Here is a 16886-nt window from a genome sequence, read left to right on the forward strand (position 1 = left end):
TGCGCTTACAACAAAGAAAAGGGCAGACCAAAGGTCCACCCTTTCCAGTGTCAGTTCCTGCTCGATGTAAAACCAAGTTCAAGAAGGACCTGCATTCAACGGCGCATCACTGAGCCTTGTTCTTGTTGTAGACATCGAAGATCACGGCGGCGAGCAGCACCAGCCCCTTGATGACCTGCTGGTAGTCGATCCCGATCGACATAATCGACATGCCATTGTTCATCACGCCCATCAGGAACGCGCCGATGATCGCCCCGGTCACCGTACCGACACCACCCGAAAGAGAGGCCCCACCGACAACCACGGCAGCGATCACATCAAGCTCGAAGGTGAAGCCGGCCTTAGGCGTCGCGGTATTGAGGCGAGCCGCAAAGACCAGCCCGGCAAAGGCCGACAACAGCCCCATATTGGCAAAGGCCAGGAAGGTCAGTCGCTCGGTTTTGACCCCGGACAGTTTGGCAGCTTTTTCGTTGCCGCCAAGTGCATAGATCCGACGACCAATGGTGGTCCGCGACGTCACAAAGGTATAAATTCCCATCAGCAGTGCCATGACGATCAGCACGTTGGGATAGCCCTTATAGCCCGCCATCAGGTAGGACAGATAGGAAATGGCAAAGACGATCAGACCATTTTTGACCACGAAGAAGGAGAATGGTTCCTCCACCGTACCATGCTTCTGCTGTTGCTTGCGTGCCTTGATATTGACATAGAGCAGCGCCGCACTGACGGCCAGACCAAGCGCAATAGTCAGGATATGCGGACGACCCGAACCAAACAGATCGGGAATGAATCCCGAGCTGAGTTTCTGGAACGCCACCGGAAATGGCCCGATGGACTGCCCTTCAAGCAGGGCCAGCGTCAGTCCGCGAAAAACCAACATGCCCGCCAAGGTCACAATGAAGGCCGGGATCTTATAATAAGCCACCCAGAAGCCCTGCAAGCAACCAATGACCACTCCGACCGCCAGACAGACCACAATGGTCACAGCAGCATTGATCTCGTAATTGACGATCATCACCGCCGCCAGCGCGCCGATGAAACCAACCACCGAGCCGACCGACAGGTCAATATGACCGGCCACAATGATCAGCAACATGCCGACAGCCATAATGACCACATAGGAGTTCTGCAAAATCAGGTTGGTCAGATTGAGCGGCCGCATGAGAATGCCGCCAGTCATGACCTGAAAGAAGATCATCACGACGACCAGCGCCAACAACAGACCGTATTCGCGCATGTTGGCCTTGAAATATTTAGCGATTCCAGTGGTTTCGCCTTCGGAAGGCTCTTGCGAACCAACGGCGGGTTTTGCCATTTTACTCATTGTCTCACCCACTATTCCTGTGTCTTGATGATCATTCGCATGATCTTTTCTTGGCTCGCTTCGGCGGCAGGCAGCTCACCCACCATGCGGCCCTCATTCATGACGTAAATCCGGTCACACATACCCAGCAACTCCGGCATTTCCGACGAGATGAAAATGATTCCTTTCCCCTCTTCGGCCAGTTGATTGATGATGGTGTAGATTTCGAACTTGGCGTTGACGTCGATGCCGCGAGTTGGCTCATCAAGGATCAGCACATCCGGCTGGGAAAACAGCCATTTGCTGAGCACCACCTTCTGCTGATTGCCACCCGACAGATTGACGACATTCTGCTGCAGGTCCTTGCAGCGAATGTTGAGTTTCTCGCGATAGTCCGCACCGACCAGCGTCTCTTTGTTTTCATCCAGCACCATGCTGCTCGACACGTCATCGAGATTGGCCAGGGTAATGTTGGTACGAATGGAGTTTTCCAGCACCAGACCATATTGCTTGCGGTCTTCGGTCACATAGGCAACCCCCTGATCCACCGCCTTGTCGATGGTGCTCAGGTCAACCGCCTGACCGCGCAAACTGACGTCGCCGCGGATATTCTTGCCATAGGAGCGGCCAAACAGGCTCATCGCCAGCTCGGTTCGCCCGGCCCCCATCAATCCGGCAATACCGACAATCTCGCCCGCCTTCACATGCAGCGAGACATCCTTGATGAAGTGATAGTCGGCACGGATCTGGTGATCGACATTCCAGTTATTCACTTCGAGCAGGGTTTCACCGATCATCGCATCACGCTGCGGGAAACGATTGGTCAGCGATCGACCAACCATGTCACGAATGATGGCATTTTCCATTTCTTCCGACTTGTCACAATCAAGCGTACTGACCGTCTGGCCATCGCGCAAAACGGTGATTTTGTCGGCGACCTTCACCACTTCATTGAGTTTGTGCGAAATCAGAATCGAGGAAATACCCTGGCGTTTGAACTCCAACAGCAGTTCCAGCAAGGCATCCGAGTCGCTTTCATTCAGCGACGAGGTCGGCTCATCCAGGATGAGCAGCTTGACCTGTTTTGACAGGGCCTTGGCGATCTCCACCAATTGCTGTTTGCCCACGCCCAGATTGGTAATCAGGGATCCGGTTGGCTCATCCAGCCCGACCTTTTTGAGCAACTCTGCAGAGCGCGTATGCGCCGTCGGCCAGTCGATGATGCCATATTTGGAAGGCTCATTGCCCAGAAAGATGTTTTCGGCAATTGACAGCAGCGGCACCAGTGCCAGCTCCTGATGAATGATGATGATGCCTTTTTCTTCACTGTCGACAATGCCATTGAATTGCTGCACGTCGCCGCGATAGATGATATCGCCCTCATAGGATCCGTAAGGATAGACGCCGCTCAGCACCTTCATCAGCGTGGATTTTCCCGCGCCGTTTTCACCAACGAGGGCATGAATTTCCGCTTCAGAGACGGTGAGATTGACATCGCTTAGCGCCTTCACACCAGGGAAGGTCTTTGTGATGTCACGCATTTCCAGAATGGTAGTCATATCAGCCTCTGGGAGACAGTTCTGGTTTGAGAAAAGCCGCTTTTCACGGCGCAGGTGAGCGGTGGCGGTCAGGCCGCCACCGACCCCTTGGGAGGACCTATTTGATCTGGTCCATTTTGTAGTAGCCGGAGCCAATCAGGATTTCTTCCCAATTGCTGCGGTTCACGTCGACTGGTTTCAGCAGGTAGGACGGAACAACTTTCACACCATTGTCATAGGTTTTGGTGTCGTTGATTTCCGGCTCGCCACCCTTCAACAGAGCTTCAACCATGCCCACGGTCACACGGGCCAACTCACGGGTATCCTTGAAGACGGTGGAATATTGCTCATTCGCCAGCATGGACTTGATGGATGGAACTTCTGCATCCTGACCGGTAACGATCGGCATTTTCATGTCGCCGGAGCCATAGCCAACGCCTTTGAGCGAAGACAGAATGCCGATGGACAGGCCGTCATATGGAGACAGCACGCCGTCGATGCGCTTGTCGGTGTAGAAAGCCGACAGCAGGTTGTCCATGCGGGCCTGAGCCACAGAGCCGTCCCAACGCAGGGTGCCGACTTTATCCATGCCAAACTGACCGGACTGTACAACAAGTTTGCCTTCATCGATCAGCGGCTGCAGAACCGACATGGCACCATTATAGAAGAAATAGGCGTTGTTGTCGTCTGGTGAGCCACCGAACAGCTCGATATTCAGCGGCCCTTTGGCATTGGCAACATCCAGACCCTCGACAAGAGAGCTGGCCTGAATAACACCAACCTGGAAGTTGTCGAAGGTGGCATAATAGTCGACATTGCCGGAATCGCGGATCAGGCGATCATAGGCAATAACCTTGATGCCGGATTCAGCGGCCAGATCAAGCGCGGCCGACAGGGTGGTGCCGTCGATTGCAGCAATCACAAGCGCGTCGACCCCCTTCAGGATCATGGTTTCAACCTGACGCAGCTGGTTAGCAATATCATCTTCTGCATATTGCAGATCGGTTTTGTAACCGGCCTTTTCAAACTGCTCGACCATCGAATGGCCGTCAGAAATCCAACGCGCTGAAGATTGGGTCGGCATGGCGATACCGACAAAGCCGTCGGCGGCGATGGTCGGCGCACCGGACAGAGACAATCCTGCTGCCAAAGCCATGGCACCGACACTCAAGCTTTTAAGAAACTTTGCAAATCCCATTATGAGATCCTCCCAAGGAAACGCACCCAAAGGGCTGTCATGATTTTGCTCCACCGGCTGATCCGGCAAAGCGAAGAGAATTGACAAAGGGAAAAGCTGCACGATTAGCGCGACAAAGATCGTTCGGAGGATGCGTCCACTGCATCATCCGCAAAGCCGCATGACGCAATGTCATTCGGACACAACCATCTAATAAATCGCTTAAAACTCCCGTTTTGAGCTTTCAGTGCTGTCGAAAGCTCAACTTCTCCCTATATCCTCCGCCTGCCATTGTGGGGCAATGGCGATAGGAAGGAAGAAATCATACGGTCAAAAACATGGATGATTTTGCTTTTCTCACACTTTCTACACCGAAAGATCCATCTTGAACTTATGGCATAAGTTGAGCAAGCCAGCCGGAAAAGCGGCAGCTTCTCAGCCAACCAAACGGCACAGACCTAACCAAAAACGCGTAAAAAACATGGATGAAAGAGGGATACAGTCGGGATCGACGGCCTTGTTAGACCCTATTGCATAGCGTCTTTAGCCTGCAAAATGATCCGCTGCATCGCCTCTTCAGCCCTGTGTGGTTGACCCGAACAGATGGCATTGAGCAAAGATGCATAGTCCGCACGCCCTTGATGCAGTTGATCGGAGGGATGGGAGATGGCCAACGGATCACGAGGTTCGTTGCGCAAATAAACCGAAAAAAGGGCAGTCTGGACCATATCACCCAGCGACGACAAAAACCGGTTGCCCGACAGATGCAGGATAGCTGTGTGGAACGCCACGTTGGCCTTGGCAAAAGCCAATGGCTCCTGCGCCAGAAACATTGCCTCGGCAAGGCGGGTCAAATGCAATTTCTGGATATCATCGGACCGCTCTGCCACGTGGCTGGCGGCGGCCGGCTCGAAAATCAATCTGATTTCGAACAATTCTTCAAGAAACGGTCCGGGTTTACGCAGGGAGGCGTGCCATCGCAACACATCAGGATCAAACATCGACCAGTCGGCCGCAGGTCGCACCCGCGTTCCCACTTTGGCTTTCGATTGTAACAATCCCTTGCCAACAAGGGTTTTTTTAGCCTCCCGAATGACCGTTCGGGAGACACCAAACATTTCTTCCAGATCCGGATCCAGCGGGATCATTGTCCCCTCGGCGTAATCGCCGCAGACAATTGCAATTCCTAGCTGGTCAACAACCTTGCTGGTGTTGCTGAAGGCCTGTTGGGGGGTCCCGGCAGCTGTTGCAAAACTCATGATCAGGTCGCGAATTTTGTTGCCGGTCTTTTTCGAACTGTCGTTGCCCAACCCAAGCCTTTCTGCAACATAATAAAGGTGAAGAGCAGAATGCCTATCACAATCTTGGTCCACCAGCTCGACAGGGTTCCGTCGAAGACGATGTAGGTCTGAATCAGGCCCATGATGAGGATACCAAAGAATGTCCCGGCAACAAATCCGGTTCCACCGCTCAAGAGTGTCCCACCAATCACCACGGCAGCGATCGCGTCAAGCTCAACCCCAACCGTCGCCAGAGAATAGCCCGCAGACGTATAGAGCGAGTAAACGATCCCCGCCAGCCCGGCCAAACCACCAGACACAGCATAGATCTGAATCGTCGTTCGGGCAATCGGTACGCCCATCAATTGAGCAGCCTGTTGACCCCCACCCAAGGCATAGACATTTTTGCCAAAACGGGTCCGGTGCAACACCATCATCGCACCAATGAAGACCAGCAGCATCAGGCCTCCAATCAGCCGAAACCGCCCACCACCGGGTGCCTTCCAGTAAACCGACTGCAGCACGTCATAAAATTCGTGCGTAATAGGAACAGAATCCGTCGACAGCACATAAGCCATACCGCGCATCAGGAACATCCCCGCCAATGTGACGATAAAGGGCGGCATCTCCAGAAAGTGAACAATTGCCCCGATCGCCGCTCCAAAGGCAATGGTGATGGAGAGAACCAGCGCAAAGGCGGCCAGAGGATGAATCGCCGTTTCGCGCAGGATCACCGCCAGAAACACGCCGGTGAAGGCAATAACGGACCCGACCGAGAGATCAATCCCGCCAGACAGGATGACGAAGGTCATACCAACCGCGGTAATGCCAAGAAAGGCATTGTCTGTCAGCAGATTGGCAACCACCCGCGTCGACAGCATGTTGGGGAACTGCCAGATACAAAGGAGATAGGCGAGAAAGAAGGTCGCAATCGTCATATAAAGCGGAAAACGGGGTGACTTGATCATGACGCACTTTCCTTTGCACTGGAATTAACGTGCCGGTTTGCATCCTCCGGCGCATTGTGATCGTCCGACGCGCGGAACAGATAGATGGCGTGGCGTACGGCGGGCGACTGAATGAAGAGGATAGAAATGATCAGGAAAGCCTTGATCACCAGGTTGAATTCTGGCGGCATGCCCGACAACAGGATCACCGAATTGACCGACTGGATGATCAGGGCTCCAAGCAACGAAGCGACAATCGAAAAGCGTCCGCCAAGCAGTGAATTTCCGCCGATGACGACAGCAAGAATGGCATCAAGTTCCATCCACAGACCAGCATTGTTGGCATCCGCACCCTTGATATCGGCAGCCACCACCACCCCGGCCAATGCGGCACAGAAGCCGGAGACCAGATAGACCGCCATCAGCAGCACCCGGCTATTGATCCCGGCAAGCCGTGAAGAGGTCTCGTTGATGCCGATCGCCTCGATCAGCATGCCAAGCGCCGTCTTGCGCACCGCGAAGGTGACCACAAAGCCGATGAACAGCCAGATCAGGATCGGCGTCGGCACCCCAAGCACGGTGCCCGATCCAAGATGAATGAGCCCGGGATCATTGAAGGTCAGGATCGTGCCTTCGGTAATCAGCTGGGCGATACCTCGCCCGGCCACCATCAGGACAAGCGTCGCGACAATCGGCTGGATCTTGAAGAACGAAACCAACACGCCGTTCCACAATCCACACAGCATCCCGGCAACCAGAGCTGCCAGCAAGGCCACCGACCAGGCAGCTCCACCGGCGACCACCGAAGCGGCCACCGCCCCGGCGATTGCCATAACAGCCCCGACAGACAGATCAATCCCCCGCGTTGCGATGACAAGGGTCATGCCGACCGCCAGCATGGCAACCGGCGCACCCCTATTCATCACATCCACCAGATTGCCAAACAGGCGACCATTTTGGAATTCGATGGTGAAGAAGCCGGGAAAAACGATGAAATTGAGCAACAGGACAGCGCCCAAAATGACCAATTGCGGAGCAATCCGCTTCAGGCTCTCGGTGATCATTCCGCCGCCTCCTCTGCTGCAATGGAACTCACGATGGAACCGATGGAAATGTCATCACCGCTCAATTCCTTGACCTGATGGCGGTCTCTGAGCACCATGATGCGTGTTGAATAGGCGATCAGCTCTTCCAGCTCGGACGAGGCCACAATCAACGCCATGCCCTGTTCCTGCAAGGACTGGATCAATTCGATAATCTCCGCATGCGCCCCGACATCGATACCACGGGTCGGCTCATCAAGAATGAGAATATCCGGCTCGGTTGCCAGCCAGCGGGCCAGCAGGGCCTTTTGCTGATTGCCGCCGGACAACAGCCGGATCGGCATATCAAGGCTGGCAAGGCGAATATCGAGTTTCTTGACATAATCCTGCGCGATTTCTTCGGCCTTGGCCCGTGTGATCGGCCGCGTCCAGCCTCTGCGAGCCTGCAGCGATAGGATGATATTCTCCCGCACCGACAAGTCCCCAACCACACCGTCGGTTTTCCGGTCTTCCGGGCAAAGGCCAAACCCGAGCGAAATGCTCGCCCGCGGGCTGTCAAGCCGCACCTTCTCGCCTCGCAAACGGGCCTGTCCCTGATCGGCAGCCACAACACCAAATATGACATGGGCGGTTTCACTCCGCCCCGAACCGAGCAACCCGGCAAGCCCGATCACTTCCCCTTGATGAAGGGTCAGATCAAACGGCTCGATCGTGCCACGGCGACCATATTGTTCCAGCTCCAGCAGAGGCTCCCCGATCTTTGAAACGGAGCGCTCGCGCTTGACGCTTTCCAGTTGGCGCCCCAACATCAGCGTGACGATTTCGGTCCGCGTGACGTCTTTCAAAATCCGGGTCCCCACCACCCGTCCGTTGCGCAGCACCGTCGCCCTGTCTGAAATTTCGAACACCTGATCGAGGAAGTGGGTAATGAAAACAACGGCCAGCCCGCGCGCGGTCAATTTGCGGATGACGGAGAAGAGAAGGTCAATTTCTTCGCGATCAAGGCTGGCTGTCGGTTCATCCAGAATAAGCACTTTGCCCGCCAGCTCCACGGCCCGGGCAATTGCCACCACCTGCTGGATGGCAATCGAATAGCTTGAGAGAAGTTGTGAAGGATCAATATCGAGACCAAATTCCGACAAGATCTCGTGCGACCGGCGGATCATGGCCTTCTGGTCAAGCATGCCGAAACGCATCGGTTGCCAACCAAGAAACAGATTTTCCGCCACCGTCAGATTGGGCAGCAGGTTGACCTCTTGATAGACCGTGCCGATACCCAGTATCAGACTTGCCTGCGGATCGCGTGGATTGATTTCCTGCCCGTCGAGCAAAATCAGACCAGCATCCTTTTTATAGGCACCGGTCAGGCATTTGATGAGCGTGGATTTCCCGGCACCATTTTCCCCCAGAAGGGCATGCACTTCGCCCGGATAAAGAGAAAGGGACACATCATCCAGCGCCACCGCGCCAGGGAAATATTTGCAAATGCCGGTTGCTTTAAGAACCGGCTCGATATCGTTGGGCATGACTTGATCCTGACAAGAGACATCTGCTGATAAAAAGCGGGCGGCAGATGGAATCCATCCGCCGCCGCAGTCCGTCAAACATCAGTAGCCAAGGCTCTTTTTCGACTCGTAGATGGCTTTGTTGTCATCTTTCAGCGTGTAGAGCTTGGATTCGGTCTGGATCCATTTTGGTGGCGTCGTGCCATCTTTCCAATAGGCTTCCAGCGCATCAAAGGCAGGACCTGCCATATTCGGGGTCAACTCGACCGTTGCGTTGGCTTCCCCGGCATCCATGGCCAGATGAATATCCGGCACGGAGTCGATCGACACAACAAGGATGTCTTTGCCAGGCTTCGCGCCGGCTTCCTTGATGGCCTGAATGGCACCAACTGCCATGTCATCATTGTGAGCATAAAGCGCACAAATATTGTCTGCACCTTCAGCCTTCAGGAAGCTTTCCATAACGACCTTGCCCTGTGCACGGGTAAAGTCACCGGTCTGGCTGCGGACAATTTTCAGATTGTCAGCACCAGCAATGCCCTGCTCGAAGCCTTTTTTGCGATCGATGGCAGGGGACGAACCGGTGGTGCCCTGAAGTTCAACAATGTTGCAGTCTTTGCCAGCAACTTCATCTTTCAGCCACTTGCCTGCGACCTCGCCCTCATGGACAAGATCCGAGGTGACGGCAGTCATGTAAAGGTCTTTGTCGGCATCAACGGTACGGTCAAGCAACAGAACCGGAATTTCGGCATCCTTGGCTTCTTCAAGCACTTCGTCCCAGCCGGTTGCAACCACAGGCGCAACGAGGATCGCATCCACCCCTTGGGCGATGAAGCCGCGAATGGCCTTGATCTGGTTTTCCTGCTTCTGCTGAGCGTCGGCAAATTTCAAGGTGATACCGCGCTCTTCAGCCTGCTGTTTCGTGACGGTGGTTTCCGCAGCACGCCAGCCTGATTCAGACCCGATCTGGGAAAAGCCGACGGTTTTGCCCGCTGCCATAGCAGTGAGCGGCACCAGAGTGAGGGCACTGGCGAGTAGGATTGAGCTGAGTTTCATGATTACCTCCCTATGAAACATGTCTCCCACCATCCATCAAGTATTACTTATTAAGGATCGTAAATGGACGATACTGCTGCATATATATCAAAACCACCTATCCCGAGTCAGAACGACACTCAACCTAGGATTTTTTTCCCATTCCACACTAAAACGGACTTCCCAACGCAAGCGGAAAGGACTTACGGCAAGAAAGAGTGCAAAAACGGTGCAAAAGTCATCAACCCAATTGTCAATGCACGCGAAGCATGATCGCCCGATCCTTCCAATTCTGATTGTACCACATCGCTTCTCTATCGGCACCTGGCAAGAATAAACATGGATGAACAGCCAGCGGTGCAACAACAAAATAGAAGCAAAGTTCTGATCGATCAGACAGCGGCAATCAGCGCCTTCGTATAAGCATGCTGCGGATCGGCAATGAGAGCATCGGACGGCGCGTCTTCAACAAGGCGCCCCCTGTTCAACACCATCAAGCGGTCACAAAAATGGCGCGCCAACGCGATATCATGTGAGATGAACAAAAAGGCGGTCCCCAGCTCCACACGCAGGCTTGCAAACACATCCATCACCTCCATGCGGATCGCCTGATCGATCATCGACGTGGGTTCATCGGCAATGATCAGCGAGGGACATGTGACAATCGCCCGCGCCAAGGCAACCCGCTGTCTCTGCCCTCCGGACAAGGAGACCGGAAGTCGGTTTAAAAAGGCGCGATCCGTTGGCAGTCGAACCCGGTCCAGCGCCTCGCAAATCGGCAACTGATGATCCGCCCAGCCCCCACCCTTGACAATTCGCATCGGCTCGGCCACCAGATCGCCAACCTGCATCCGATTGTTAAGGCTCTGATAGGGGTCCTGAAACACCATCTGCACCTTCTGCCGCATCCGGCGCGCATCGGCACGGGACAGGGAGTTCCAGTCCATACCCTTGATTAAGATCGACCCGGCATTGGGCCGGGAAAGCCCAAGCAACAGCAGCGCAAGGGTCGTCTTGCCTGCCCCCGACCCACCAACCAGCCCGACACTCTCCCCTGCTTGAAGGGTGAAGGAGAGATCATCAAGCACTGTGACCCGTTCCTTTCGTCCCAGGCCATAGACGGAGGCGCCTGCGACCGGAAACTGCTTGGTCAGATGCAGACATTCCAGCAAAGGAGGCTCATCCACTTCACCGACCGGATTGCCAATCGGTAAAGCTGGCGCAGCCCAGCGACGGGGTTCTTTCAGGGTGGGGAGCGTCTCCAACAAGGCGCGAAGGGGGCAAGGCCCTGCGTCAGATCCGACCTCGGTGAGCACGCCGTGCTCCATCCTTGCAACCCGATCACAATGACGAGCAATCAGAGGCAGATTGTGGCTGACCAACAGCATGGTCAGTCCCATCTCTTTGCGCAAATGCAACAGCAAGTCCATCAGGCTTTGCTGGACCAGCACATCAAGGCCGGAGGTCGGCTCATCGGCGATCAGCAAATCGGGCCTGCAACAAAGAGCAACGGCGATCACCGCCCGCTGGCGCATCCCACCGGAGAGGTGGTGAGGATAGCAGGAAAGATGTTTCTGCGTCAGCCCCACCTTGGTCATCCAGTCCTTGGCGATGGCAAGTCGCCTCGCAGGCGGCACCCCGGCCGCAACCAGCCGTTCCATCACCTGTTCGCCGATGGTCTGCACAGGATTGAGCGCATTCATCGCATTCTGCGGGATCAACCCAATTCGTGTCCTGCGCAAGATCCGCATGTCCTCGTCTGACAAAGACAGCAAGTCAGTGCCGTCCAATCGGATTGCACCAGTGGTTAATCCCGCAGCCGGATCTGACAGACGAAGAACAGCCAGAGCCAGAGAGCTTTTGCCCGAGCCGGACTCCCCAACCAGTCCAACCACCTCGCCGTGCTGGACCGACAGGGTCGCATCCTTGACCGCAACCAATGGACTGCCATCCATCCTCTGATAGACCACCTGAAGCCCATCAATCTGGAGAAAGCCCCCTTCGCCTTGCGGCGGCTTCGAGCGAATTGCCGCGCCGCCAGTCTTCCGTCCCTTCACCGACATACGCCCCATGAGCGTCCCGTCAAAGCCATAGCCGATGAAGGCAAGCGCCATGATGGTCACCGCAATGGCCAGTCCGGGCGGCAGGATCCAATGCACCCATGCCCCGGTCAAGAAGGCTGCCCGCCCATTGGCATGAAACAGCATTGTCCCCCAACTGGTCGTGAGCGGATCGCCAAGGCCGAGAAAATTCAGGGATGCCTCAATCAAAATGGCATTGTGCGCAACACGGACAAATTGTGGCACGATCAGCGGAGCCAGTGCGGGCAGAATATGGCGCACACTGACAAACCAGCCAGAGGCCCCCATCGCACGCGAAGCCTCGACAAAAGTCGCCGCCCGGATCGACAGGATCTGCGAGCGCAATTCCCGCAAGGGCTGTGCCCACATGACAAGCGTAATCACCACGATCTGTGTCCAGATCGACGCACCAAAATAAACCCCGAGCACAATCACCAGCGGCAGCAAAGGCAGTGCCAGCGCAACATCCACCAGCCGCATCAGCAGCCGATCAAGCCACCCGCTTCGATCCTGGGCGCGGCCGCCAGCATCAAGTCCGGCAATCAAAGCCAAGGTGGTTGCAAGCCCTGTCGCCAACAGTGCCACCACAAGGCCGACAAACAGGGAGACCTGCGCCCCATACAAGAGCTGGGAAAAGAGATCCTGCCCGAAATCATCACATCCGAGCCAATGGTGGTGACTGGGCGGTGCAAAGGCCGCGCAGACCTCCGCTCTCGGCCCATAGGGCGCAAGCAGCGGCGCAAAAAGGGCGCACACCACCACCACAAGAAGCAAGCCAAGGCCAACCAGCTGTACCTTGCCCGTCAGGCTCGAAAAAGGCGCGAGCCCCGCAAAGCGTTTCAAGTCAAAGGCAGTAGAAGTCTTGGCCATGCACGCCTATCCCTCAATCCGGGTGCGGGGATCAATCAGCGGATAGAGCAGATCTGCCAGCAGGTTGGCCAAAATCACACTGCCGGTCGCAAGGACGAAAATGCCCTGCAGCAGGGGATAGTCCCGCGCCATGACACTGCCAACCACCAGACTGCCAAGCCCCGGATAGGCGAAAACCGTCTCGATGACCAAGGCACCGCCAACCAGCCCGCCAATCCCGACCATCGCATGGGTGACAAGCGGCAATAGTGCATTGCGAAAGGCATGTCGGACCATGATCCACCGCTCCGACAGTCCCTTGGCGCGCGCAAATAGAATATAATCCTGCTCCAGCACGCCCAGCATCGAGGAACGGGCAATCAGCAACACCGACGCCATTTGCACCAGCCCCAGCGCCAGCACTGGCAGAATCAGTCTTTTGCCAACCCCCAGCAGCCAATCCAGCGTCCCCGGCACGGCACCCAGCTCATAGGCGCCGAAGGACGGCAGCCAGTGCAGAATGGTTGAAAAGAGGATGATCAGCAGCATGGCGAGCCAGAAGGGTGGCAGCGAGCCGACAAACAGCACCCCCGCCATGGTCGCAACATCACAAAAGCCCCCCCGTCGCCAGGCTGCCAGCACCCCCAGCAGAGACCCAAGCGTCAGCGCAAGGACCAATGCGCTGCCCGTCAGCAAAAGGGTCCATGGCAGTCGGCTGATCACGATGTCCCAGACCGGCTGCCCCAGATGGGTCGACAGGCCGAAATCACCCTGCAGGATGCCCACCAGATAGAGCCAGAATTGCTCTGGCAACGAGCGATCCAGCCCGAACTCAGCCATCAGGCGCAACCTGTCCTTCCCGGACAGGGCCACAAGGGTCTCCTCCCCCAACAGATAGTCAAGCGGATCTCCCGGCGCGATCCGCGGCAACAGAAAGTTGATGCCCAACGCCACCAACAACGTCGCCGCATAATGGAAGACCAGCCGCAGATATCGCATCACCGCCTCCTCCTCTGCCCGACCATTCCGCTAGTCCACTCTCTTGGTCAGCTCATCCACCACCTGCGCCCGCTGAGGCCGCGGTAGGAAGGAATATTTGTGGAAGATGCCATAGCCCGCCGAAGAGGCATAATTGTCGTAAGACTGCCACCGATAGGCAAAATAGCCATCGGGATACCAGAGCATCACCCGGCTCGGATAGGCATTCTGATAGGCTTGCAGTTCGTGGGAGATTTTAAGCCGGTCGGCCCGACTGTCTGCCTTCAGCCAACGATTAAGAATTGCCTCCTTTTCCGTTTCCGGCGCCAGCGCACGCTTGTTGTCCCCTTTTGACAGCAAGGCCAACATGTCCTGATCCGCCAGCCCGTGGGGGGTGATGTCCATGACGCGAAAATCATAGCGCCCGGTCTTCCAGGCAGCTGCCAGCGAAGCCGGATCCACCGCCTGCACATGCGCTCGCAAGCCCACCGCCGCCAGTTGGGACATCACCATCTGAGCAGCCCTGAGCAACAACGGACGGTTCGAGGCGACCTTGATCTGCCAGTCAATCGGGCGCCCTCCGGGCAGATCGCGCCAGCCATCCCCGTCTCTGTCCACCAGACCATGCGCCTTCAATAGGCGTTTCGCCTTGACCGGATCATAGCCGACGCGCAAGTCAGGACGGGTCCAGAAGCTGTCCACGTGGGGCCAGCCGCGACTGCCAGATGTTCCCATCCCGAGCAGGATCCGTCGCACCATGGCATCGGGGTTGATTGCCAGCGCGATGGCTTGCCGCAAGTCTCGATCATCAAAGGGTGCGCGCCCCAGATTGATGTCGAGCCAGACACCCCAAAGGCTCGGAGCCTTGGCAATCTCGATATCCGGGTCATCCCGCCATTGATTGACCAGTTCCGGCGGCAGCGAACGAGCGGCCCCATCCAACTCGCCGCTTTTGAGCGCAGTGAACAGGGTCTGTGGATCCTTGATCATCACAAGGATCAGCTCATCGACCAGCGGCTTTCCCTTCCAATAATCGGGATTGGCCTGATAGCGGTAAAATTCATCTGCCTTATATTCGACCAGCCTGTATGGCCCGGTGCCGATGGCGAGGCCTGTGAAGGCGCGTGGATTGTCCACCTCTTGCCATTGCTTCTTTTGCAGGATCGGCAAGTCGGCAGCGGTGATCAGGTCAAAATTCGGCATCGGCATCTTTGCGCGCACCCGGAGCCTCAGCCGCCCCAGCACCTTGATCTCTTCAAAGCGCGGCAGGGCGGAGGTGTGGTGGGTCCAGCGATTGATCGGACCTTTGCGGTAATAGTCAAAGGTAAAGGCCACATCCTCCGCGGAAAATGCGCTGCCATCATGCCATTTGACCCCGTCCCGAAGGGTGATCTCCCATGTCCGGGCATCATCACTCACCCGCCGGATATCGGTCGCCAGCCAATTGCCCGCCTTGCCGCCATAAGGAGACGGTTCGCGCAGCTTGTCGAAGGCCAGCCACAACAGCCAGTCATTCCAACTGTTGCCAATGGTATAGGTGGTGATGTTGCCAGCGCTGTTCCAAATGCCGATCTTCAACCGTTTGGCCTGTCTGGGCCCTTGATGATCCATCGCCGACACCATGCCCGCCAAAGGCGGCTGAGCGGATGAGCCATCACCGGCATGAGCAGCAGACCCGAGGGCCAGCATCAACAAGTTCAAGAGGAAAGCAAAGACTTTGAGAGCGACCTGTGCCATGGCGGGCCTTCGATAATCAGACGAAAAGGAGAGCCGATCCAGGCTCAAACACAACCAAAAGGATAGGCTCGCCCAATCGCCCTTGCGTTGACAAGGATCAGCCAAACCAAAACTAGTCACAGAACGCAGTGTCAAGTTCAAACCGGCATACTGAAGACAGAGACCCGCCAAAAGCGTGTGCATTCCTGTGATTTGTGTGATGTTTATCAAACCTTTTGCAGCTTCCTCTCGATAAGATCTGCACCCAAGACTGAACCACCCGACATCAAGCCAACCCGCAGCGGCGCAGATCTGTGCACTGGCCGCACCCAAGGCCCGGCAAGCGCGTAACGAGGACGGAAAAATGAAGATTATTTCGATTGCAGGAGGCTCCGCATCCGGCAAGAGCTCCTTTGCCCGCAGACTGCAGAACCGGATTGGCAAGGACAGAGCCAATCTCATTTGCGAGGATGACTATTATCTGGGCGCGGTCGAGGGCAACTTTGACCATATCGACACCAAGGATCACGACCTGCTGCTCGCTCATATCAATGATCTGAAAGCCCACAAGACCATTGAGATTCCCAGATATGACATGAAAATTCATGATCGCTCTGAAGAGACCGAGAAAATGACCTACAAGGATGTCCTGATCCTGGAAGGCACACAGATCCTCTATCGCAACAAACTCTCGCGACTGGCTGACTGCAAGGTTTATATCGATGCTCCGGACGATATCCGGCTGGCCCGCCGAATGGCCCGCGACATCATCGAGCGCAAACGCGACCCCGAAGACATCATCAATCAGTATCTCGAACAGGTGAAACCGATGCATTATCGCTACACCTATCCGGCCAAATATGTTGCTGACGTGATCATCAACAACGAGTTCAGCATGTATAAAAACCCTTCACGGCTGGATCGCTATATTGAACTCATCATCCATCGGGTTTTGGGATCAGAAGACCTCGCTCAGTAATAAATCGGTCACACTCAAATAAAAGAAGACTCAAAGATCCGGTCTCGCTCAAAGAGAAAGCAGACACCGGATCGGCAATTTAAAAAATCTGCCTATACATCACCCACCCCACTTGTGATAAGATTAATAATTAATCACAGGTGGTGATTTCAAAGTCAAAACAATGCTCAAAATTTAGGCGGGAAAGCAACAAAGTCTATTGGCCCTCCGGTCATGCAAAGCTTAACATTTTGAAAAATAGACACTTTAACAAAATGAATAGTATGGCCCAGAATTTGCTCTATTGAGATGACAGGGTCATGAGATAACTAGGCCTTCAAGCTCGAATGAGGCTCACATAAGCGATTTTCAGCGTCGCAATCGCCAATATGCAAACGCGCCAAGCGATGAAGACGCCATTGCAGCAACGACGCGCCATTCGAATCCTTGATGCTCAAAACCCGACGATGCAAGGA

General features: G+C 55.5%; 12 protein-coding genes. 1 reads left to right on the forward strand and 11 read right to left on the reverse strand.

The window, feature by feature from the left end; genetic code table 11:
- Positions 1-106: 106 nt before the first annotated feature.
- The 11 genes from mmsB to DSD30_RS17870 all read right to left on the reverse strand — a co-directional run bounded on the left by mmsB (position 107) and on the right by DSD30_RS17870 (position 15473).
- Complete coding sequence (gene mmsB, locus DSD30_RS17820) at positions 107-1339, reverse strand: multiple monosaccharide ABC transporter permease (RefSeq protein ID WP_245418531.1); 1233 nt, start codon at positions 1337-1339, stop codon at positions 107-109.
- Positions 1336-2862 (reverse strand): multiple monosaccharide ABC transporter ATP-binding protein, encoded by a 1527-nt coding sequence (mmsA, locus tag DSD30_RS17825; protein ID WP_114011081.1) that lies wholly within the window; start codon positions 2860-2862, stop codon positions 1336-1338. The genes mmsB and mmsA overlap by 4 nt, the downstream gene beginning before the upstream one ends.
- 97 nt (positions 2863-2959) lie before the next feature.
- Complete coding sequence (chvE, locus tag DSD30_RS17830) at positions 2960-4039, reverse strand: multiple monosaccharide ABC transporter substrate-binding protein (protein ID WP_114011082.1); 1080 nt, start codon at positions 4037-4039, stop codon at positions 2960-2962.
- Between the two features lie 506 nt (positions 4040-4545).
- Complete coding sequence (locus DSD30_RS17835) at positions 4546-5277, reverse strand: FadR/GntR family transcriptional regulator (RefSeq protein WP_114011083.1); 732 nt, start codon at positions 5275-5277, stop codon at positions 4546-4548.
- 2 nt (positions 5278-5279) lie between these two features.
- Complete coding sequence (gene yjfF / locus DSD30_RS17840) at positions 5280-6263, reverse strand: galactofuranose ABC transporter, permease protein YjfF (RefSeq protein ID WP_425359476.1); 984 nt, start codon at positions 6261-6263, stop codon at positions 5280-5282.
- A complete protein-coding gene (locus DSD30_RS17845; protein ID WP_114011085.1) occupies positions 6263-7309 on the reverse strand; it encodes an ABC transporter permease in 1047 nt (348 codons plus the stop codon). The genes yjfF and DSD30_RS17845 overlap by 1 nt, the downstream gene beginning before the upstream one ends.
- On the reverse strand, positions 7306-8814 hold the full coding sequence (locus DSD30_RS17850; protein WP_114011086.1) for a sugar ABC transporter ATP-binding protein: 1509 nt from the start codon (positions 8812-8814) through the stop codon (positions 7306-7308). Before DSD30_RS17850 ends, DSD30_RS17845 begins: the two co-directional genes overlap by 4 nt.
- Before the next feature lie 81 nt (positions 8815-8895).
- Positions 8896-9849, reverse strand: a complete 954-nt coding sequence (ytfQ, locus tag DSD30_RS17855; protein ID WP_114011087.1) for a galactofuranose ABC transporter, galactofuranose-binding protein YtfQ — start codon at positions 9847-9849, stop codon at positions 8896-8898.
- A gap of 371 nt (positions 9850-10220) precedes the next feature.
- A complete protein-coding gene (locus DSD30_RS17860; protein ID WP_114011088.1) occupies positions 10221-12779 on the reverse strand; it encodes an ABC transporter ATP-binding protein/permease in 2559 nt (852 codons plus the stop codon).
- A gap of 6 nt (positions 12780-12785) precedes the next feature.
- Positions 12786-13757 carry an ABC transporter permease gene (locus tag DSD30_RS17865; protein ID WP_114011089.1) on the reverse strand — a complete coding sequence of 324 codons (972 nt, stop codon included), beginning with the start codon at positions 13755-13757 and terminating at the stop codon, positions 12786-12788.
- 30 nt (positions 13758-13787) lie between these two features.
- Positions 13788-15473 carry an ABC transporter substrate-binding protein gene (locus DSD30_RS17870; RefSeq protein WP_157967759.1) on the reverse strand — a complete coding sequence of 562 codons (1686 nt, stop codon included), beginning with the start codon at positions 15471-15473 and terminating at the stop codon, positions 13788-13790.
- A 343-nt stretch (positions 15474-15816) separates the two neighbouring features.
- On the opposite strand from DSD30_RS17870, the gene DSD30_RS17875 reads away from it, so the two are divergent.
- Complete coding sequence (locus DSD30_RS17875; protein ID WP_114011091.1) at positions 15817-16431, forward strand: uridine kinase family protein; 615 nt, start codon at positions 15817-15819, stop codon at positions 16429-16431.
- Positions 16432-16886 lie beyond the last annotated feature (455 nt).

It is taken from the genome of Cohaesibacter intestini (assembly GCF_003324485.1).
Classification (GTDB): Bacteria; Pseudomonadota; Alphaproteobacteria; order Rhizobiales; family Cohaesibacteraceae; genus Cohaesibacter; species Cohaesibacter intestini.

What these genes read in the sequence shown, in the direction of transcription:
- mmsA (WP_114011081.1), bottom strand. Translation starts at nt 2,862, where the DNA reads ATGACTACCATTCTGGAAATGCGTGACATCACAAAGACCTTCCCTGGT.
- chvE (WP_114011082.1), bottom strand. Translation starts at nt 4,039, where the DNA reads ATGGGATTTGCAAAGTTTCTTAAAAGCTTGAGTGTCGGTGCCATGGCT.
- DSD30_RS17835 (WP_114011083.1), bottom strand. Translation starts at nt 5,277, where the DNA reads ATGAGTTTTGCAACAGCTGCCGGGACCCCCCAACAGGCCTTCAGCAAC.
- DSD30_RS17845 (WP_114011085.1), bottom strand. Translation starts at nt 7,309, where the DNA reads ATGATCACCGAGAGCCTGAAGCGGATTGCTCCGCAATTGGTCATTTTG.
- DSD30_RS17850 (WP_114011086.1), bottom strand. Translation starts at nt 8,814, where the DNA reads ATGCCCAACGATATCGAGCCGGTTCTTAAAGCAACCGGCATTTGCAAA.
- ytfQ (WP_114011087.1), bottom strand. Translation starts at nt 9,849, where the DNA reads ATGAAACTCAGCTCAATCCTACTCGCCAGTGCCCTCACTCTGGTGCCG.
- DSD30_RS17860 (WP_114011088.1), bottom strand. Translation starts at nt 12,779, where the DNA reads ATGGCCAAGACTTCTACTGCCTTTGACTTGAAACGCTTTGCGGGGCTC.
- DSD30_RS17865 (WP_114011089.1), bottom strand. Translation starts at nt 13,757, where the DNA reads ATGCGATATCTGCGGCTGGTCTTCCATTATGCGGCGACGTTGTTGGTG.
- DSD30_RS17870 (WP_157967759.1), bottom strand. Translation starts at nt 15,473, where the DNA reads ATGGCACAGGTCGCTCTCAAAGTCTTTGCTTTCCTCTTGAACTTGTTG.
- DSD30_RS17875 (WP_114011091.1), top strand. Translation starts at nt 15,817, where the DNA reads ATGAAGATTATTTCGATTGCAGGAGGCTCCGCATCCGGCAAGAGCTCC.